The sequence below is a fragment of the Microbispora sp. H10670 genome (assembly GCF_014161385.1).
Classification (GTDB): domain Bacteria; phylum Actinomycetota; class Actinomycetes; order Streptosporangiales; family Streptosporangiaceae; genus Microbispora; species Microbispora triticiradicis.
On the sequence record NZ_JABBWW010000014.1, the window covers coordinates 76,455 to 97,197 of the forward strand.

A 20,743-nucleotide genomic window follows, 5' to 3' on the forward strand; every position below is an offset into this window, starting at 1 on the left:
GATCCGCCATGGAAGAGGCCACCAAGCCGACCCCGCTCACCCGTGCCCTCGCCACCATCCGCACGTTGCGGCGGCAGCTCGACGAGCAGGGGGGAAACCAGCCGATCGCGATCGTGGGCGCCGGGCTCAGGCTGCCCGGAGGCATCACCGACCTCGACGGCTACTGGGCGGCCCTCGCCGCGGGCCGCGACCTGGTGCGCCCGATGCCGCGCGAGCGCAGGGGCCCCTTCGGCGACGCGTGGGAAGGCCTGCCCCAGCGCGGCGGGTTCCTCGACGACGTGCTCGGTTTCGACGCGGAGTTCTTCGGCATCAGCCCCCGCGAGGCCCGTCATCTCGATCCCCAGCACCGGCTGCTGCTGGAGGTGGTGTGGGAGGCGATGGAGAACGCGGGCCTGCCGGCGGAGCGGGTCGCGGGCACCCGCGCCGGCTTCTACCTCGGCGTCATGTGGCAGGACTACCGCGACTGGCTACGGGACGAACCCGACGCCTACGCCACCACCGGCAACGGCCACAACTTCGCCGCGGGCCGCGTCGCGTACGCGCTGGGGCTGACCGGGCCCACGCTCGCGGTCGACACCGCCTGCTCCTCCTCGCTCGTCGGCGTACACCTGGCCGTGCAGGCCCTGCGCCGCGGAGAGTGCGAGATCGCCTTCGCCGCCGGCACGAACCTCATCCTGTCGCCCACCTCGGCGCGGCTGGTGCGGGAGACCCGATCCCTGTCGCCGGACGGCCTGTGCCGGCCGTTCGACGCCAGGGCGAACGGCTTCTCCCGGGGAGAGGGGTGCGGGGCGGTCGTCCTCAAGCGGCTCGACCACGCGCTGCGCGACGGCGACCGGGTCCACGGGGTGATCCGGGGCACGGCCGTCAACCAGGACGGCAGGTCCGGCGGCTTCACCGCGCCCAATCCGCTCTCCCAGATCTCCCTCCTGCGGGCGGCCCTGGAGGACGCCGGCCTCCGGCCCTCCGACATCGGGCACGTCGAGGCGCACGGCACGGGCACCGCCCTCGGCGACCCGATCGAGATGGAGGCCCTGGCGGCGGTCATCGGCCGGGACAACGGCGGCCTGCCGCTGCACGTCGGGTCCGTCAAGAGCAACTTCGGGCACCTGGAGGCCGCCGCGGGCATCGCGGGGCTGATCAAGGCCCTCCTGTGCGTACGGCACCGCCAGGTGCCCCCGGTGGTCCACTTCCGGACGCTCAACCCCAGGATCGACCTGTCCGGCACCGGCATCGTCGTGCCGGACACGCTCACCGGCTGGGCCGAGGGCGGCGGGCCGTACGCCGGGGTGAGCTCGTTCGGGATGAGCGGCACGAACGCCCACGTGATCGTGGGCCCGCCCGACCCCGTGACGCCTCCCGCGGAGGGCGTCCCCGTCAGGGGCTTCACCGTGTCGGCCAGGACGCCCCGGGCGCTGCGGGCACTCGCCGCCCGCTACGCGGAACGAGTCGTCGCGCTGGGTCCCGAGCGCTACGCGGCCTTCGCCTACACGGCCACGCACGGGACGACCCGGCACCCCGTCCAGGCCTGGATCGACGCCGCCGATCCGGAGGCGGCGGCCGCGGCCCTGCGCCGCCTGGCCGACGAGGGCCCGGCGACGGACTCGCCCGGGGAGGTCGCCGAACCGGCCCGGAACGCCGCCGGCCTGCCGCGGCAGGTGACCGACCTGCCGGCCTACCCCTGGCAGCGGCAGCGGTACGCCCCCGGCCGCCCCTCCACGTACGAGATCGGCTGGGCCGTCCGGGAGGTCACGGCGTCGGTCGACACCGCCGCCGTGACGCTGACGGGAGACGACCGCGAACTCCTCGGCCTGATCGAGTCGGCGTGTCCCGACGCCGTCGGCGCCGACGCCGGCGGACCCGTGCTCCTGGCGATGCGGGCGTCGCCGATGCCGGCGGGGGCCGATCTCTGCGCCGCGGTCACCGCCGAGGTGCGCGAGCTGGCGGCGCGACGGCCGGGCCGCCGGGTGTACGTGGTGACCCGCGCCGCCCTGCGCACGAGCGAGCGCGACCACGTCCCGGCCACGGACCACGGTCTCCTGCACGGCCTGGCGCCCGTACTGGGGCTGGAGTTCGGCGACGCCTGGGGCGGCGTCGTGGACCTGCCCGGCGAGCCCACCCCCGAGGACGCGCGGGCCCTGGTCGAGTTCGCCGCCGCCGGCGGCGACGAGGACCTCGCGGCCGTCCGCGACGGACGCGTCCTGGTGGCCCGGCTGCGGCCGGCGGACCGGCAGCCGTCGCACCTGACCGTCCGGGACGACGCCACCTACGTCGTCACCGGCGGGCTCGGCGCCGTGGGCCGGGAACTGGTCGGCGACCTCGTCCGGCGCGGCGCCCGGCATCTCCTCGTCGTCGGCCGCCGCGCGCCCGGCGAGCTGACCGGGGAGGGCTCGGCCCTGCTGGCCCGGCTGCGGCGCGACGGGGTGCGCGTCGTCTACCGGGGCGGAGGTTGCGACACCCCCGAGGCCCTGGCCGCGGCCTGCGCGCCGCTGGGCGACATGCCCGCCGTGCGGGGAGTGGTCCACGCGGCCGGCACGCTCGGCCGCGCCCCGGCGGCCGACCTGCGGGCCGCGGACTTCGAGGCGGCGCTGCGGCACAAGTACGGCGGAGCCTGGTGGCTGCACCAGGCCGCCCGCGTCTGGCCGCTGGACTTCTTCGTCCTGGTCTCGTCGGTCTCCGCCGTGTGGGGCACCAAGGGCTGCGCCGCGTACGCCGCCGCCAACGGCGGCCTGGACGCCCTGGCCGCCCACCGGCTGTCCATCGGGCTGCCCGCCGTGAGCATCGCGTACGGCCCGTGGGCCCTTGACGGCGCCGGGCTGGCGGACGACGTCACGCGTGAGCGCTCGGCCCGGGTGGGAGTCGGCGAGCTGGACCCGGGGGCGGGCTGCGCGGCGCTGGCCGACCGGGTCTCCGGGCTGGCCGGGCACCTGGTGGCCTGCCCGCTCGACGTGGACCGCTTCGGGCGCACCATGTCGGGCCTGCGCCCGCGCGGCCTGTTCGCGGAGCTGGCCGGGGGCGCCGCCCGGCGGGAGGCGGCCTCCGGACCGGCGCCGGAGACTTCGGAGGCACCCGAGACAGCGGAACCGGAGGAGGCGCGGAGGGCGGGGAGCCTGCCGGACCTGCGCGGCCTGCCGGAGCGTGAACGGGAGAGCGTGGTCCGGGCCCACGTCGCGCGGCTGCTCGCCGTACAGCTCGGGCACGACGACCCCGCGGCGCTCCGGGAGGACGCCGGGTTCCTCTCCCTCGGGCTCGACTCGATCATGGCGGCCGACCTGGCCGTCACGCTGTCGCGGGTGTTCGGGACGCCGGTGCGCCCGGCGGACCTGTTCGACCACCCCACCATCGCCGAACTGTCCGGCTTCATCCTCGGCGACGGTGACGGCGACGGCCGGTCCGCCGCGGACCAGGCGCCCGCACCCCGGGACGTACGGCCGCACCCCGTCATCCATCCCGCCGCCGTCTCCACCGAGCCGGATCCGGTCACCGAGCCCATCGCCATCGTCGGCATGGCGGGACGCTTCCCGCAGGCCGACTCGGTGGACGAGCTGTGGGAGCTGCTGCGCGAGGGGCGCGACGGCGTCACCACCGCACCCGAGGACCGCTGGGACGCGGCCGCGCGCGGCCGGATGACCACCGACCAGGGCGGCTTCCTGCGTGACATCACCCGCTTCGACGCGGCGTTCTTCGGCATCCCGGCCCGGGAGGCCGACAACCTGGACCCGCAGCAACGGCTGCTGCTCGAGTCGGCCTGGCATGCCCTGGAAGACGGCGGCATCGACCCGCGGACCCTGCGGAACACCCGCACCGGCGTGTTCGTCGGCATCAGCTACGGCGACTACGCGCGCGTCCTGGCGGCGGGTGGCGCCGAGGCGGTGGACGCCTACTACGGCACCGGCACGGCGCTGAACGCCGCGGCCGGGCGCGTCGCCTACACGCTGGGGCTGACCGGGCCCGCCCTCGCCGTCGACACGGCGTGTTCCTCGTCCCTGGTGGCCGTGCACCTCGCGGTCAGGTCCCTGCGCTCCGGAGAGTCCGACACGGCCCTCGCGGGCGGCGTCAACGTGCTGCTCGATCCCATGTCCTCGGTCGCGGTGAGCCAGGCCCACATGCTCGCGCCGGACGGCCGCTGCCGGTCGTTCTCCGCCGACGGGAAGGGATTCGTCCGGGCCGAGGGATGCGGCGTCCTCGTCCTCAAACGGCTGAGCGACGCGCGGCGCGACGGCGACCCGGTGTACGCCGTGATCCGGGGCACGGCGGTGAACCAGGACGGAGCGTCGTCCGGGCTGACCGCGCCGAACGGAACGGCGCAGGAGGCGCTGCTGACCGCGGCCCTCGCCGACGCCGGGACCGACGGCGCCGACGTGTCCTATCTGGAGGCGCACGGCACCGGGACGCCGCTGGGCGACCCCATCGAGCTGGGCGCGGCCTGGCGGGTCCTCGGACGGCGGCGGTCCGGTCCGCTCCACGTGGGCTCGGTGAAGAGCAACATCGGCCACAGCGAGTCGGCCGCCGGTGTGATCGCCGTCATCAAGACCGTCCTCGCCCTGCGGCACGGCACCATCCCCGCGAACCTGCACTTCAGCGCGCCCAACCCGCAGATCGCCTGGTCGGAGACGGACCTGCGGGTCGTCGCGGCCCCGACCCCGTGGCCCCGCGGAGAGCGCCCGAGGGTGGCGGGGATCTCGGGTTTCGGCTTCACCGGGACCAACGCGCACGTGATCGTCTCCGACGCCCCGCCGGACGCCGGGCCCGCCCCGCTCCCGTCGTCCGGCCCCCATCTGATCCCGCTGTCCGCGCCGGACGCGGCGGGCCTCGCGAGGCTGTCGTCGCTGTGGGAGCGCCGCCTGTCGGCCGCGGCCGACGGGGAACTGCCCGCGCTCGCCGCGGCGGCGGGCGCCGGGCGCGCCCACTTCCCCCACCGCCGCGTCCTGCTGGGCGGCGGCCCGGAGGAACTCCTCGCGGCGCTCCGGGAGGACCCGCCCGCCGCGCCGGCCACCCGGCCGCCCCGTGTCGCGTTCCTCTTCTCGGGGCAGGGCAGCCAGTACTTCGGCATGGGCCGCGACCTCTACGAGACCGAGCCGGTCTTCCGGCGCGTCTTCGACTCCTGCGACCGCACCCTGCGGCCGGTCCTCGGCGTCTCCCTCGCCGAGGCGATGTTCCACGGTGACGACCGGCGGCTGCTCGACGAGACCAGGATCACCCAGCCCGCCCTCGTCACCCTGGAGCTCGCCCTCGCGGCGCTGTGGGAGTCCTTCGGCGTCACCCCCGCCGTGGTCATGGGACACAGCGTCGGGGAGATCGCGGCCGCCGTCCACGCGGGCGTGCTGGAGCGCTCTGCGGGCCTGCTGCTCGTCGCCGACCGCGCCCGGCTGATGCAGGCGACCCCGCGTGGCGCGATGCTGTCCGTCGAGGCCCCCGCCGACCGGGCCGCCGCCTGGGCCGACGACTTCGGTCTCGACCTCGCCGCCCGCAACGGCCCGCGGGCGAGCGTGCTGTCCGGCGCTCCGGAGTGCGTGGACGCGCTCGAGGCCGCCCTGCGCGCCGAGGGCGTACGCCATCGCCGGTTGAACGTCTCGCACGCGTTCCACTCCCGCCTGCTCGACCCCGCCGTCGAGGAGTTCGCCGGGCTGCTCGCCGGGATGGAGTTCCACGACCCCGAGGTGCCGATCATCTCGAACCTCACCGGGTCGCCCGCCGGTCCCGGGACGTACGACGCGGAGTACTGGTGCCGGCACGCCCGCGAGCCCGTCCGGTTCCACGACGGCCTGCGATGGCTGACCGCGCTCGACGTCGACGTCTGCCTGGAGATCGGCCCCGACCGGACCCTGGTGAACCTGGTCCGTGCCGGGGGCTTCGCCCCGGGCGCGGTCTCCTCCCTGCGCAGGGGAGCGCGCGACCACGCCTCCCTGCGCGCCGCCCTCGCCTCGCTCTACCTGCTGGGCCAGGACGTCCGCTGGCGGGCGGCCCGGGGACCGGGCGGCGTCCCCCGCTCCGGCGCGCCGCTCTATCCGTTCGCGCCCACCCGGCACTGGGCGCGGGCCAGGACGGCGGCGCCCCCCTGGGGCACCCCGCTGCGCTCACCCGCCTTCCGCGGCCGGGTCTTCCGCACCGAGCGCACCACGGACTACCCGCCGCACCTCGACGACCACCGCCTCTACGGCACGGTCTCGGTGCCGGGCGCCTCCCAGATCGCGACGGCCCTGTCGGCGCTGGCGCCCCAAGGAGCCCCCGTCTCCCTGGAGGACCTGCACTTCCCCCGGGCGCTGGTGATCCGCGAGGGCGAACGCTACGAACTGCAGACCGTCGAGACCGAGGCCGGCGACGGCAGGCGGACCGTCAGCGTGCAGAGCCTGGTGGAGGCCGACCGCTGGCAGGAGCACCTGACGGCCAGGCTCGTCCCCGGCGCCCCCGCTCCCGCGCGCGGCGCGCCCGACCCGGACGCGTTCATGGCCGGGGCCGGGACGCACCTCACCGGCGAGGACTTCTACCGGCACCTGCGCGGGCTCGGCTACCACCTCGGCCCGTCCTTCCGCTGGATCGACCAGGTGTGGATCCGCGGCGCCGAGGCGCTCATCCGCTTCACCCGGCCGCCCGCGATGAGCGAGGACCCCGGGGACTACGAGATCCACCCCGGGCTGCTCGACTCGTGCCTGCAGTCCGCCGTCGTCTTCGCGGTCGCCGGCGCCCGCGGGGACACCGCGACGGAGGGGCAGGACCTCGCGATCCCGTTCGCGGCCGCCGCCCTGTCCTTCCCCGGCCGTCCCGCACCGGTCGGGGACCTGTGGGGACACGTCAGGGCCACCATCGACGGCGAGACGGGCCCGGACGGCGACTTCCGGCGGATCGCCTCCGCCGACCTCCACATGTTCGACGAGCACGGCGCGACCATCCTCACCGTGGACGGCTTCCGCTTCCGCATGGCGCCGCGCGCGCTGCTGCGCCGGTCGCTGCGGGCCGGCGCGGCCAACGCCTACGAGCTGACCTGGACCGGCTGGACGGCGACGGCCGCGCCCGGCGGCCGGGTCCGACACATCGCCGTCCTGGGCGCCGGCGGCGGGATCGGCGAGGCGTGCGAGCGGCTCGGGCACCGGACGCGGGCGCTCGGCCGCGACGCCGCGCTTCTCCATCTTTCCTCCGACCTGCCACCCGGCCTGGCAACCGATCTGATCCTGGACGCCCGGTTCCTCACCCCGCCCCCGGAGCCCGCCACGTCGGACGACGCGCTGACCGCCGTCCAGGCCCTCGCGGACTCCCTCAAGGCCGCCCCGCCCCACGTTCCCTACGTGGTCGTGGCGGCGGCGGACCACCGCGTGGCACCGGTCCGCGAGGCGCTGTGGGGCATGCTCTCGTCCCTGGAGGCCGAGCAGCGGGATCGGCGGCTGATCAGGGTGACGCTCGACGCCGGCTGGGAGCCCGCCCACGTCGCCGCCGCCCTCACGCGACTGCTGGACGAGGGCGTCCCGGAGACGAGGCTCGCCGTCGGGCCGGCGGGCGTCCGGGCGGCGCGGCTGACGCCCCGGCGGCGCGAGCGGACCGACTCTCCGCCGGCCGGCGTCGCGGCCCTGATCACCGGAGGACTCGGCGCGCTGGGCCTGAGCGCCGCCGCGATCCTGGCCCGCCACGGCGTCCCCGCCGTCACGCTCATGGCACGCTCGGCCCCCGGCGCCGCCGCCCGCGCGGTCATCGCCCGCCTGACCGCCGAAGGCGTCCGGGTCCGCGTCGTCCAGGGCGACGTCACCGATCCCGCGGCCTGCCGCCGGGCCGTCGCCGAGGCGGGACGGGACGCCCCGCTGGGGATCGTGCTCCACCTCGCGGGCACGACGGACGACCGGGCCTTCGACCGGCTGACCGGCTCCTCCTTCGGCGAGGTCTTCGCGGCCAAGGCCCGGGGCGCCGACACCCTGGCGGCGGTCCTGGACCCGCGTACCCTCAGGTCCTTCGTGCTGTTCTCCTCCGCCTCGGCCGTGCTCGGCTCCGCCGGTCAGGCCAACTACGCGGCGGCCAACGGTTACCTCGACGGCCTCGCCGAGTCGCTGCGCGCCCGCGGCGTCCCCGCCACGAGCATCGGCTGGGGACCCTGGATCCCGGAGGACGCCGGTGGGCTCGCCGCCTCGGCTGCGACGGAGCGGGCCTCCGCGAGAAGCGGGGTGAGCCCGCTCAGCGACCGTGAGGCGGAGGACCTGCTCCTGGAGGCCCTGGCCGACCGTCCCGCCCGGCTGGTCGCCGTACGCCTGGACGAGGAGCGCCACGCCTCCCACCTGGACGGGCATCCGGCCGCGGCGCTCCTCCCCGGCGCGTCGCCTCGTCCCGTCCCCCCGCCCGCCGGTCCGGTGGTCTCCCGGCGCCGTCCGCGTGGCTGGCTCCGGGACGAACTCGCCACCCTCGACCCCGCGTCGCGGGACGGGCTGCTCAGGGAGACCGTCCGCGCCGCGGCCGCCGGCGTGCTCGGCGAAGGCGCGGAGATCGACGACGAGCTCGAGTTCGCCGTCATGGGACTCGACTCGATCATGGTCATCGACCTGCGCACCGTGCTCTCCGAGGCGCTGGGCGCCGACCTCCCCTCCACCGTCGCCCTGGACCACCCCTCGGTGGCGCTGCTGTCCGCCCACCTCTCCGGCCTCTTCGCCCTCGAAGGAGTCCCCTCATGACCACGGCAGCGGACCACACCGCCATCGCCCCGGTCCTCGACGGCCCGCGCGGGCTGCCGCTCCTCGGCAGCCTCCCGGAGTTCGCCAGGGACCCCCTCGCGTTCCTGAGCCGCCTGGCCTCCTACCCCGCCGACCAGGTGCGGTGGCGGCTGGGCCCGACCCCCGTCGTCTTCCTGAACAACCCCGAGATGATCCACGAGGTGCTCGCCGGCCGCGAGTTCACCTTCCGCAAACCCGACCTCGGCTACGCCTTCAGGCACCTGCTGGGCGACGGGTTCATCACGTCCCGTGGCCCCGAATGGCGGCGTAAGCGCGGCATGGTGCAGCCCGCCGTACGTCCCCGGCAGGTCCGCGCGTACGCGGAGATCATGAGCGCGGCGGCGCAGGAGCTCGCCGCGCGGTGGGCGCCCGGCCGGCGCGTCGACGTCACGGCGGAGATGCTCGCGCTGAGCCAGCGCATCACGGTCCGCACGATCTTCGGCACCGACGCGGGGGTGCGCGAGGAGGTCATCGCCGACTCCATGCTCATCGCCCAGCACCAGATCGGCGTCGAGTTCCGCGGTCTCGGGCCGATGATGCCCGACTGGATGCGCACGCCCGGACGGCGCCGCCTCAAGCGCGCGGTCGACGTCCTCGACACGGAGGTGCGCCGCCTGGTCACCCTCCGGCGTGAGTCGCCGACCGAACGGGACGACCTGCTCACCAGGCTCCTGGCCGCGCGGGACGCCTCGGGCGCGCACCTCACCGACAAGGAGATCCGCGACGAGTGCGTCACCATGTACGTCGGGGCGCACGAGACCACCGGCACCGCGCTGACGTGGGTCTGGTATCTGCTCTCCCGCCACCCCCGGGTCCGGGAGAGGCTCACCGATGAACTGCGGCGGGTCCTGAACGGCCGTGTCCCCGGCTACGAGGACTACGCGCGCCTGCCGTACTGCGAGCAGATCGTCAAGGAGGCGCTGCGGATGCGGCCGCCGGTCTGGATGATCTACGCGCTGGCGGACGAGGGAGCGACGCTGGCGGGCCGGCCCCTACGGAAGGGCACCCAGGTGTGGATGAGCCCGTGGGCCACCCACTTCGACCCGCGCTGGTTCGGGAACCCGCAGGAGTTCTCTCCGGAACGGTGGGCGCGGGACGCCTCGTCGGCCGAAACGGTCACCGAGAGTGCCTGGTTCCCCTTCGGCGGCGGCACTCGCGTGTGCATCGGCGTGCGTTTCGCCATGGTCGCCTCGGTCCTCGTCCTGGCCACTATCGCCCAGCGCTTCCATCTGGAGGTCGAGCCGGGTGAGTTCGCACCGAAGATCGGCCTCACTCTCCAGCCCGAAGGCACCATGCACGCGTCGCTGCGCCCGGTGACGACGGACTGACGGCGGCGTGACCCGCCCGTCTCCGAAAGGCCTCCGCCATCGGCGGTCGCGGGGCCTCGACGTGGTGTCCGCCGGGGTCCCGGGGACGAGCCGGACGCAGGCATGCCCCTCGGATGATTGTTAACGCTAACAATCCGTCCTCGTCTTCACCCTCCTCCACATCGACAGACCAACCGGTGGTGGTGGGGCGGAGCAAAGCCGAGGCGGGGGCACGGTGTCAAGTGGCGCTGTGCGTCCGGCCGCGAACGCGGAAGGGCGCGGAAGCGGCCGAACTGCCGCATCAGAGGCTCCGCGGGGCTCGCCCGAGAAGACGCCGGGGTGAAACGTTCATCCGATGACTTCGCTCCCGGACCACCGGCCGGCTGTGACGATGCCGGGATCACAAGGCGGTTTGCATAGATCGGGGGTTTCGCTGCGTCACCCTACCCTTGACACATTTCGGTGAGGTTTCCACACTGAGCCCCGAGGCGGTCTCCCGCTGTCCGGTGGTGGTGCGCGGGGCGGAGGGCCGCCCTTCGCGACGCCCTCATGGTGTGCGCTCCCCTGCCCGGGAGCACGGCGTCCAGCGCTGAATGCCCCGCGTTCCCCCTTTCTCTGGTTGCAGTCATGGAGGCTCAGGCATGGGCGCACACGTCGTTCCGCCGCCGGGAACCCGGCGACCATCCACGCCCGCGTCCGGACCCGGCTCGCGGAGCCGGTCGCTCCGGCGCGCGATGGGCCGGGCGATGGCGGCGGCGGTGGCCGTCATCGGGCTGTTCTCGGCGGCCATCGCGACCCGGCCGGCATCGGCCGCGGACAATCCCTACCAGCGCGGGCCGAACCCGACCGTGGCGAGCGTCGCGGCGACCAGGGGGACCTTCGCGACCGCGCAGACCAGCGTGCCGGCCGGCAACGGCTTCGGCGGCGGAGTGATCTACTATCCGACCGACACCAGCCAGGGGACGTTCGGCGGGGTCGCGATCGTGCCGGGCTACTCCGCCCTGTTCGCCAACGAAGAGGCCTGGATGGGCCCCTGGCTCGCCTCCTTCGGCTTCGTGGTGATCGGCATCGAGACCAACAGCCGCACCGACAGCGCGGACGCCCGGGGGACCCAGCTGCTCGCCGCGCTGGACTACCTCACCCAGCGCAGCTCGGTACGCGACCGGGTCGACCCCAACCGGCTGTCGGTCGTCGGCCACTCGGCGGGCGGCGCGGGGGTCCTCAGCGCGATCCTCCGGCGGCCCACCCTCAAGGCCGGGGTCGGGCTCGCGCCCGGCTCGCCCGTCGGGGACTACGGCCTGGCCAACGACCGGGTGCCGACGATGTTCATCTCCGGCCAGCGGGACACTACGGTCACGCAGTCGTACCTCAACGGGCTGTACACCACGATCCCGGCCTCGACGCCGAGCGCGTGGGTGGAGATCACCGGGGTGGACCACCTGTTCGCGACGCGGGCCAACACGACCGAGATGCGGGTGCTGATCCCCTGGCTGAAGATCTGGGTGGACAACGACACCCGGTACACCCAGTTCCTGTGCCCGCTGGCGGACTCCAGCAACATCTCGATGTACCGCAACAAGTGCCCGTACGTGCCGCCGGGCCAGTCGTCGCCGAGCGCCTCCCCCTCGGCCAGCCCGTCGCAGTCGCCCTCGCAGTCGCCGTCACAGTCCCCGTCGCAGTCCCCGTCGCAGTCCCCGTCGCAGTCCCCGTCGCAGTCGCCCTCCCAGTCGCCCTCGCAGTCGCCGCACACCAGTCCGTCGCCCCCGCCGCCGGGCGCCTGCGTGGCCGAGTACCAGCCGCAGAACTCGTGGCCCGGCGGCTACCAGGCGCTGGTCACGGTGAAGGCGGGCAACTCGGCGATCAACGGCTGGACCGTCAGGTGGACGCTCGGCAGCGGTCAGACGATCACCCAGGCGTGGAACGGCACGCTGAGCACGAGCGGTTCCTCGGTGACGGTGAAGAACGCCTCCTACAACGGCTCGCTCCCGGCGGGCGGCTCGGCCGCCTTCGGGTTCCTCGCCACCGGCACGCCGTCGACCCCCACCCTCACCTGCACCAGCCCGTGACCGTTCGCGGCACGGTGTGCCGACCGATGTCCCGTTGACTCCGGAGAGGGCCGCACACACGATCCTCTCCGGGCTCCGGCAGGGCCTCTTATGGCGGTGGGAGGCCCTGCCGGAGAGAACTTCACCCCTACCGCCGCCTCCCTCAGAGCCTTCGGGCCGCAGGTCATCCCCCCGGACACCCACCGCGTCTCGCCCGGAGCCGAACTCCTGGTCGAAACGATTCCGACGTGTCCGTACCCGCCGTGGACTTGGAGAAGTGAATTGTCTGATTTCACCCGAAGGCAAGCGCTGCGATTCGGCGCGGCCGGAGCCGGAGCCGCGCTGTTGCCCCTGCAGTGGACGGCGGCCGCGCGAGCCGGGTCGGTGGCGCCGGCGCAGGTGCTCGCCGCGAACGATCTGGCGCTGTGGTACGACGAGAGCGCCGGGACGGACTGGCTGCGCGCGCTGCCGATCGGCAACGGGCGCCTGGGCGCGATGGTGTTCGGCAACGTCGACGTCGAGCGGCTCCAGCTCAACGAGGACACCGTCTGGGGCGGCGGGCCGTACGACCAGAGCAACACGCGCGGCGCGGGGGCGCTGGCGCAGATCAGGCAGCTGGTATTCCAGAACCAGTGGAGCCAGGCCCAGACCCTGATCGACCAGAACATGCTGGGCAGCCCCGCGGGCCAGCTCGCCTACCAGACCGTGGGCAACCTGCGGCTCACCTTCAGCGCCGGCTCCAGCGGAGTCTCGGGGTACAACCGGCTGCTGGACCTGACCACGGCCACCACGGTGACGACGTACTCGCAGAACGGCGTCAACTACCGGCGTGAGACGTTCGCCAGCGCGCCCGACCAGGTCATCGTCGTCCGCCTGACCGCCGACCGGGCTGGATCGATCACCTTCTCCGCGACGTTCGACAGCCCGCAGCGCGTCACCCGCACCAGCCCCGACGGCACGTCGGTGGGTATCGACGGCATCTCGGGCAACTTCGAGGGCAAGACCGGCTCGGTCAAGTTCCTGGCACTGGCCAAGGCCGTCACCGACGGCGGCACCGTCAGCAGTTCCGGCGGCACGCTCCAGGTGCGGGGCGCCAACAGCGTGACGCTGCTGATCTCCATCGGCTCCAGCTACGTCAACTACCAGAACGTCGGCGGCGACTACCAGGGCATCGCCCGCAACAACCTCAACTCCGCCGTCGCCCGCACCTTCGACGACCTGCGGTCCCGGCACGTGGCCGACTACCAGAACCTGTTCGGGCGCACGACGCTCGACCTGGGCCGGACGTCCGCGGCCGACCAGCCGACCGACGTGCGCATCGCGCAGCACGCGAACACCACCGACCCGCAGTTCTCGGTGCTGCTGTTCCAGTTCGGCCGCTACCTGCTGATCTCCTCCTCGCGCCCCGGCACCCAGCCGGCCAACCTGCAGGGCATCTGGAACGACTCGCTGGCCCCGCAGTGGGACTCGAAGTACACCATCAACGCGAACCTGCCGATGAACTACTGGCCGGCCGACACGACGAACCTGTCGGAGTGCTTCGACCCGGTGTTCAAGATGATCAACGACCTCTCGGTGACCGGCGCCCGCACCGCCCGGGTGCAGTACAACGCCAGTGGCTGGGTCACCCACCACAACACCGACGCGTGGCGGGCCACGTCGGTCGTCGACGGCGCGTTGTGGGGCATGTGGCAGACCGGCGGCGCGTGGCTGTCCACCCTGATCTGGGAGCACTACCAGTTCACCGGCGACGTGAACTTCCTGCAGCAGTACTACCCCGCCATGAAGGGCGCCGCGCAGTTCTTCCTCGACACCCTGGTGACCGAACCGAGCCTCGGCTATCTCGTCACGAACCCGTCGAACTCCCCGGAACTGCCCCACCACTCGGGCGTCAGCGTGTGCGCCGGCCCGACGATGGACAACCAGATCCTGCGCGACCTGTTCAACGCGTGCGCGCAGGCGAGCCTGGTGCTCGGCACCGACTCCGACTTCCGCACCCGGGTCCTCGCGGCCCGCGACCGGCTCGCGCCGATGAAGGTCGGCTCGCGCGGCAACATCCAGGAGTGGCTCTACGACTGGGTGGAGACCGAGCAGAACCACCGGCACATCTCCCACCTGTACGGCCTGCACCCCAGCAACCAGATCACCAAGCGGGGCACCCCGACGCTGTACAACGCGGCGCGCCGAACCCTGGAGCTGCGCGGAGACGACGGGACCGGCTGGTCACTCGCCTGGAAGATCAACTACTGGGCGCGAATGGAGGAGGGCGCCCGCGCGCACAACCTGATCCGCCTCCTGGTCAGGACGGACCGGCTCGCGCCGAACATGTTCGACCTGCACCCGCCGTTCCAGATCGACGGCAACTTCGGCGCCACCTCCGGCATCGCCGAGATGCTGCTGCAGAGCCACAACGGCGAGCTGCACGTGCTGCCCGCGCTGCCCTCGGCGTGGCCGAGCGGGAAGGTGCAGGGCCTGCGGGGGCGCGGCGGCTACACCGTCGGCGCGACCTGGAGCTCCGGTGTGGCCACCGAGATCCTCGTCAAGTTCGACCGCGCCGGCACCGTCAAGGTGCGCAACCGGATCTTCACCGGGACCTACCAGGTCGTCGACAGCGAGACCGGTGAGGCCGTCACCGTCACCAAGCCCGAGGCCGACGTCGTCGCACTGACCGGCCAGGCCGGCCGCACCTACCGCCTGACCGGGTCCGGCAGCACCTCCTCGCCGTCGGCGTCACCGTCGGCCTCGGCGTCACCGACGCCGCCGTCGACCTACGTGCGGATCGTCAACGCCACCACCGGCCTGGTGCTGGACAGCGGCGGCAACGTGGCGTCGGGGTCGAACGTCAAGCAGTGGAACTGGGACGGCAGCAACAACCTGCAGTGGCAGCTGGTCGACCTGGGCGGCGGTTGGTACCGGATCGTCAACCGCACCAACGGCATGGTCATCGACAGCTGGGGCAACAACGCCAACGGCGCCATCGCCAGGCAGTCGGCCTGGAACGGCGGCAACAACCAGCAGTGGCGCCTCAACGACGTCGGCAACGGCCGCTCCCAGATCATCAACCGCGGCACCGGGACCTCCCTCGACGGCATGGGCTACACCAGCGCCGGCTCCAACGTCGGCATGTGGACGCCGAACAACAGCACCAACAACCACTGGACGATCACCGGCGTGTGACCCGGCCGATCCGGGCATGATGGAAAGGAGTGTCGGGGCGGCGGGGGATCGCCATGAACACACGACGGGGCATACGGCGGGTCACACGACGGCTGACCAGGCGGGACTTCCTCAAAGGATGCGCGGCGGTCACGCTCGTGGGGGCGCGCGGCCCGGCGGGACCCACCCGCCGGCCGGCGCCCGCCGGGCCCCCGCTGCTCGACGCCGCGTCCGTGCCCAAGTACGTGGCCGCGCTGCCCGTTCCCGCCGTGATGCCCACGGTGATGCCGGCCGCGCCCACGGGTGACGGCTCGCTCGACCGCTACGTCATCGGCGTGCGCCGGTTCCGGCAGCAGATCCTGCCGCCCGGCGCACCGCCCACGACCGTCTTCGGCTACGGCTCGGCCCCGCACCGGGGCACGTTCGCCGTCCCGGGACGCACGATCGAGGCCCGGGTGGACCACCCCGTCCAGGTGACCTGGGTGAACGAGCTGGTGGACCGGTGGGGTGATCATCTTCCGCACCTGCTGCCCGTCGATCCGACGCTGCACTGGGCGAACCCGCCCGGCGGCCCGCCGGGCCGCGACGGCAGGCCCGCGTTCGCCACGACCCCCGAGCCCTACCGGGGGCCGGTCCCGGTGGTGACCCACCTGCACGGCGGGCACAGCCCGGACGACAGCGACGGATACCCCGAGGCGTGGTTCCTGGCCGCCGGGGACACCCCGGCCGGCTACGCGCGGGAGGGGTCCCGGTACGCGGCCTTCGCCGCCGCCTTCGAGGGCCGGACGGGCGTCGCCTGGTACACCGGGTCGGCCGTCTACCGGTACGGCAACGACCAGCACCCGGGCACCCTCTGGTACCACGACCACGCGCTCGGGGTGACCCGGCTCAACGTCTACGCCGGCATGGCCGGGTTCTACCTGCTCCGGGGCGGCCCGGCCGACCTGCCGTCCGGCGTCCTACCCGGGCCGGCGCCGGGGGCGGGCGACCGGGCGGGGACCCGCTGCCACGAGATCCCGATCGTGATCCAGGACAGGACGTTCACCGCGGACGGCTCGCTCCACTACCCCGGCAGCCGGGCGGCCGGCGGGTACGGCGGCCCGTACGTCCCGCGCACCGACGTCCCGCCCATCTGGGTGCCGGAGTTCTTCGGCGCCACCATGACGGCGAACGGCCGGACCTGGCCGCTGCTGGAGGTCGAGCGGCGCCGTTACCGGTTCCGCTTCCTCAACGGCTGCAACGCCAGGGTCCTCGCCCTCGGCATCGCCGGCTCGCCGGTGGCCCGGCCCGTCCGATCGGCGCTGCCGTTCTGGCAGATCGGCGCCGACGGCGCGTTCCTGCCCGCGCCGGTCGCGCTCGACCGGCTGCTGCTGGCCCCGGCCGAACGCGCCGACGTGGTGGTCGACTTCACGTGCGTTCCGCCGGGCACCCCACTCTACCTGGTGAACGAGGGGCCCGACGGGCCGTACCGGGGGGAGACCGCGGCCCCGCCCGCCGATCCCGCCACCACCGGGCAGGTGCTGAAGTTCCTGGTACGGCCGGCCTCCGGCCGTGACCTCAGCGTGCCGCCCGACCAGCTGGAGCTCCCCCAGGCCGCCCGGCTCGGCCCGGCCGTACGGACGAGGAGGCTCGCCCTGCTGGAGCAGGGCTCCGCCGTCCGGGGGGCGGGTCCCGTCACGACGCTGCTGGGCGACGCCGCCGGGCAGGGATGGGCCGCGAGAAGGTGGCACGACCCGGTCACGGAGAACCCGGGCGTCGGCGACGTCGAGATGTGGGAGTTCCACAACCTCACGCCGGACGCGCATCCCATCCACATCCACGAGATCCTTTTCGAGGTGGTGGACCGCACGCCGTTCCACGGTCCGGCGCGGCCGGCGCGGCCCTGGGAGCGGGGACGCAAGGACACGGTCATCGCCCTGCCCCGTGAGGTGACCCGGGTCAAGGCCCACTTCGACCGGGCCGGGCTCTTCGTGTGGCACTGCCACATGCTGGAGCACGAGGACAACGAGATGATGCGGCCCTACCGCATCGGCGGCCGATAGCACGACCGGGACAAAGATTGGCGGGAGAAGCACCAGGTCAGGGGTGCCGATCTGCACGATGGGGCCGCTGCCGGGGCATCACTCCATGCGGGTGGAGGTGAGCGGATGGCTCGATTGCGTGACTTCCTCCAGCGGTTCCGTCCGGCGGGCGCACCCGGCGCCGCGGCGCCCGCCGGGGTGCCGGCGGACTACGCGGCCGACCCGGCCACCGAACTGGAGGCGGTCTTCTCCTTCCTGGAGGAGACGCGGGAGCGGTGCGCCCGTGAGCGGCGCGCCGCCCGCCGGCGCGCCGAGGAGACACGGGACCACGCGCGGGCCCGGGCCGCCGACGTCCTGTCCGCGGCGCGGGTCGAGGCGACGGCCGCGCGGGCGCGGGCCGCGTCGTCGGCGCGGTGGAGGTCGGAGGAGGAGGCCGCGGCCCTCCTCCGGGACGCGGAGGCCGCGGCCGAGCACGTCCGCGGACGCGCCGCCGAGCGGATGCCGGACATGGTCGCCCTGGTCGTCGCGGAGGTCCGGGCCCTCGCGGGTGATCCGCCGTGACCGCCGCCTGGGTCTCCGGATCCACCCGGGCGAGGGCGCTCCTCCGCCGCGGGCTCGGCCCGCGGCGGGCCCGCCGTCTCGCCGCCTGCGGCTCCTGCGCCGAGGCGGTGGCCGTGCTGGCGCGCTCCTCCTACGGGCACGACGTACGGCCCGGCCAGAGCCTCGCCGACGCCCAGTGGGCCGTGCTCGCCACGCTCCTGTGGCACCTGCGCGTCCTGGCCGGTTGGCTCCCGAGCGAGGGCGGCCAGATGATGCGGCTGATCGCCCGATGGTTCGAGATCGCGAACGTGGACGAGCTGATGTGCCGCCTCGGCGGCCGGCCCGCCGAGCCCGAGTTCGTCCTCGGGTCGCTCACCACGACCTGGCCGCGGCTGCGGCGGTGCCGGTCGCTGACCGAGATCCGGGCGACCCTGGCCGCCTCCCCGTGGGGCGATCCCGGTGGCGCGGCCCGCCGGGAGATCCAGCTGGGCATGCGCCTGTCCTGGGCGGAACGCCTCTCCGCGACCCTTCCGCAGGCCGCCCGGTGCTGGGTCGCCGGCGCGACGGCCCTGCTGGTCGCCCGGGAACGGCACGCGGAGCGCCGTGAGCTCCCGGCCGGGGCGGGTGACCGCTCCCGGGCCCTGCTCGGGCCGGACGCGCTGGCGGCGACGTCCGTCGCGGACATGGTGCCGCGCCTGCCCTCCTCCGCGCGCTGGGCGCTGCTGGAGGTCGGTGATCCGAGCGGGCTGTGGACCGCCGAACGGCGCTGGTGGAGGCGGGTGGAGGAGGACGGCCGCGCCCTGCTCGCGGGCTCCGCCTTCTCGGCCGGGCCCGTCCTGGGGGCCGTGGCCGTGCTCGCCGCGGACGCCCGCCGGGTGCGGGCCGCGCTGGAGCTGGCCGCGCGGGGAGGCGGCGGCGATGTCCTCCTCTGACGCCGGCCGCCCGCACACGCCTCGTTCGAACCCGGCCGACCCGCGCTCCGCCGCCTCGAACCACGCCGCCTCAAACCCGGCCGGGCCGCATCCGGCCGGCCCGCGCCCGGCCTGGCGGGACGCCCTGCGGCCGGTCCGGATGGAACGGGTCGCGATCGTGGCGCCCTCGCGCGTGCTGACGAACGTGCTGCGGCGGGTCGGAACAGCGGGGACGGTCGAGCTGTCCACACCCGCCGACGCCTCCCTGGATACGGTGGCGCAGGCGGCCGTCGTGCGGGACGAGGTCGCGGCGCTCGCCGGCTGGATGCCCGCCCCGGCGGTGCCCGAACTGGCGGGCCGTCTCTCGGCCCTCGGCGGCGCGGTCGTCGTGATCTCCCGGCCGAGGGGCGTCGAGGCGCCGTCGCTGCTCCGGCCCGGCGGGCTGCGCGGGTCGCTGTCCCCGGTCGTCTCCACGTACGGGACGGTGCCCTACCGCGACATCGATCCCACTCCGCTCGCGGCGGGGGCGTACGTGGTGATGTTCGGCATGATGTTCGGCGACGCCGGTCACGGAGCGCTGCTGCTCGTCGCGGCGGCGGTGCTGTACCGCGCGCACCGGACGGGCCGTCCCGGGGCGCTGGCCCGGTTCGGCCGGGGGTGGCCGTTCGCCCTCGGCGCGGGGGTGACGAGCATCCTGTTCGGCCTCGCCTACGGCGAGTTCTTCGGGCCCACCGGCCTGGTGCCGGTGCTGTGGCTGGCACCGCTCGCCCGGCCCGGCCGGCTTCTGCTCGCCGCGCTCGGCGTGGGCGTGCTGCTGCTCGGCGGCGCCTACGCGCTCGGCGTCGTCAACCGATGGCGCGAGGGCGGCTGGCCGGTGGCGCTCTACTCCTCGGCCGGGATCGCCGGCGCGGCGCTGTTCCTAGGGGCCGGTCTTGCGGTCGCCGGATGGTTCGCCGGCCTCGATCTCCTCGCGCTGGCCGGCGGCTCGCTCGCCGCCACGGGACTGATCCTGGCGTTCACCGGCTTCCTGGCCGACGCCGGCGGTGGCCCGAGCGGGGTCGCCCAGGCCGTCATGCGGCTGTTCGACGTGGTCGTACGGCTGGGCGCGAACCTCGTGTCGTTCGCCCGGCTCGCGGCGTTCGGCCTCACCCACGCGGCCATCGGCTCCATCGTCTGGATGGGCACGACCACGCTGTGGGCGGTCCGTCCGGTCGCCGCCGTGGTGGTCTTCGTCGTCGGCAACGCGCTCGCGTTCGCGATCGAGGCGCTGGTGGTCGGCGTCCAGGCCCTGCGGCTGGAGTACTACGAGCTGTTCTCCCGGCTCTTCCAGGCCGAGGGGCGTCCGTTCCGTCCGTGGCGTCTTCCACCGACATCCGGGGAGGCGAGGTCATGTCCGTCTGGATCAGGAGAGGCCTGCAGGCCGTGAACGCCGTCGTCGTGCTCACCGCCCTCGCCGTGCTCCTCTCGGCGCTCACCGCGGCGGGCGCCCCGAGGGCGGACGCGGGCGGCGCCCAGGCCGCCGCCGCGGCCGTGAACGGGACGGCGCTGCTCGGCGCGGCGATCGCCGTCGGAGTCTCGGCGATCGGCGCGGGCATCGCCGTCGCCTACACCGGGGCCGCCGCCCTCGCCGCGATGAGCGAACGGCCCGAACTCTTCGGCCGGGCCATCGTCATCGTCGGCCTCGCCGAGGGAATCGCGATCTACGGCCTCGTCGTCGGCGTCATCCTCATCCAGAGGGCGTGACGGGCGTGGGATCCGTGGCCGTGATCGGGGAGGCGGTCCGCGTCGCCGGTTTCGGCCTGGCGGGCGCGCTGGTCCTCGTGGCCGAGGACGCCGCGGAGGTCCGGACGGCCTGGCGGAGCCTGGGGCCCGGGGTGGCGGTCGTGGTCCTCACCCCTCGGGCCGCCAAGGCCCTGGACGCCGCCGCGCCGGGGGAGACGCCCGGCGGGCCGCTGACGGTGGTGATGCCGGGATGACGCCCGTGCCCCGAGCGAGCCGGAGGGGCGCGCCGGCGGCCTGGACTGAGGAGCGAGGGACGAGCGACGAGGGCTGGATTCCTCGCGTGCCTCCGGGCACGAA

The 20,743-nt window shown here is 74.4% G+C and carries 10 protein-coding genes; all 10 read left to right on the forward strand.

Annotated features, from left to right (window positions below; translation table 11 throughout):
* The first annotated feature begins 8 nt into the window (after window positions 1–8).
* Window positions 9–8,645 (forward strand): type I polyketide synthase, encoded by an 8,637-nt coding sequence (locus HHX33_RS20385; protein WP_182876000.1) that lies wholly within the window; start codon window positions 9–11, stop codon window positions 8,643–8,645.
* On the forward strand, window positions 8,642–10,012 hold the full coding sequence (locus tag HHX33_RS20390) for a cytochrome P450 (RefSeq protein ID WP_182876001.1): 1,371 nt from the start codon (window positions 8,642–8,644) through the stop codon (window positions 10,010–10,012). Before HHX33_RS20385 ends, HHX33_RS20390 begins: the two co-directional genes overlap by 4 nt.
* A 620-nt stretch (window positions 10,013–10,632) precedes the next feature.
* The gene (locus HHX33_RS36255; protein WP_259402668.1) at window positions 10,633–12,057 is read left to right on the forward strand and encodes a cellulose binding domain-containing protein; all 1,425 of its coding nucleotides are present in this window, start codon (window positions 10,633–10,635) and stop codon (window positions 12,055–12,057) included.
* A gap of 324 nt (window positions 12,058–12,381) precedes the next feature.
* Entirely contained in the window at window positions 12,382–15,213 is a 2,832-nt protein-coding gene (locus HHX33_RS20400) for a glycosyl hydrolase family 95 catalytic domain-containing protein (RefSeq protein ID WP_259402669.1), read from the forward strand.
* A 53-nt stretch (window positions 15,214–15,266) separates the two neighbouring features.
* On the forward strand, window positions 15,267–17,234 hold the full coding sequence (locus HHX33_RS20405) for a multicopper oxidase family protein (RefSeq protein ID WP_182876003.1): 1,968 nt from the start codon (window positions 15,267–15,269) through the stop codon (window positions 17,232–17,234).
* A 105-nt stretch (window positions 17,235–17,339) separates the two neighbouring features.
* The gene (locus HHX33_RS20410; protein WP_182876004.1) at window positions 17,340–17,774 is read left to right on the forward strand and encodes a hypothetical protein; all 435 of its coding nucleotides are present in this window, start codon (window positions 17,340–17,342) and stop codon (window positions 17,772–17,774) included.
* Window positions 17,771–18,685 carry a V-type ATPase subunit gene (locus HHX33_RS20415; protein ID WP_182876005.1) on the forward strand — a complete coding sequence of 305 codons (915 nt, stop codon included), beginning with the start codon at window positions 17,771–17,773 and terminating at the stop codon, window positions 18,683–18,685. The genes HHX33_RS20410 and HHX33_RS20415 overlap by 4 nt, the downstream gene beginning before the upstream one ends.
* Entirely contained in the window at window positions 18,672–20,090 is a 1,419-nt protein-coding gene (locus HHX33_RS20420; protein ID WP_182876006.1) for a V-type ATPase 116kDa subunit family protein, read from the forward strand. The genes HHX33_RS20415 and HHX33_RS20420 overlap by 14 nt, the downstream gene beginning before the upstream one ends.
* The gene (locus tag HHX33_RS20425) at window positions 20,054–20,407 is read left to right on the forward strand and encodes an ATP synthase subunit C (RefSeq protein ID WP_182876007.1); all 354 of its coding nucleotides are present in this window, start codon (window positions 20,054–20,056) and stop codon (window positions 20,405–20,407) included. Before HHX33_RS20420 ends, HHX33_RS20425 begins: the two co-directional genes overlap by 37 nt.
* Window positions 20,404–20,640, forward strand: coding sequence for a V-type ATP synthase subunit F (locus HHX33_RS20430; RefSeq protein ID WP_220502009.1), 237 nt, complete (start codon window positions 20,404–20,406; stop codon window positions 20,638–20,640). The genes HHX33_RS20425 and HHX33_RS20430 overlap by 4 nt, the downstream gene beginning before the upstream one ends.
* Window positions 20,641–20,743 lie beyond the last annotated feature (103 nt).

Excerpts from the sequence above, each read along its gene's own strand:
- HHX33_RS20425 (WP_182876007.1), top strand. The coding sequence starts at position 20,054 with ATGTCCGTCTGGATCAGGAGAGGCCTGCAGGCCGTGAACGCCGTCGTC.
- HHX33_RS20405 (WP_182876003.1), top strand. The coding sequence starts at position 15,267 with ATGAACACACGACGGGGCATACGGCGGGTCACACGACGGCTGACCAGG.
- HHX33_RS20390 (WP_182876001.1), top strand. The coding sequence starts at position 8,642 with ATGACCACGGCAGCGGACCACACCGCCATCGCCCCGGTCCTCGACGGC.
- HHX33_RS20410 (WP_182876004.1), top strand. The coding sequence starts at position 17,340 with ATGGCTCGATTGCGTGACTTCCTCCAGCGGTTCCGTCCGGCGGGCGCA.
- HHX33_RS36255 (WP_259402668.1), top strand. The coding sequence starts at position 10,633 with ATGGGCGCACACGTCGTTCCGCCGCCGGGAACCCGGCGACCATCCACG.
- HHX33_RS20385 (WP_182876000.1), top strand. The coding sequence starts at position 9 with ATGGAAGAGGCCACCAAGCCGACCCCGCTCACCCGTGCCCTCGCCACC.
- HHX33_RS20420 (WP_182876006.1), top strand. The coding sequence starts at position 18,672 with ATGTCCTCCTCTGACGCCGGCCGCCCGCACACGCCTCGTTCGAACCCG.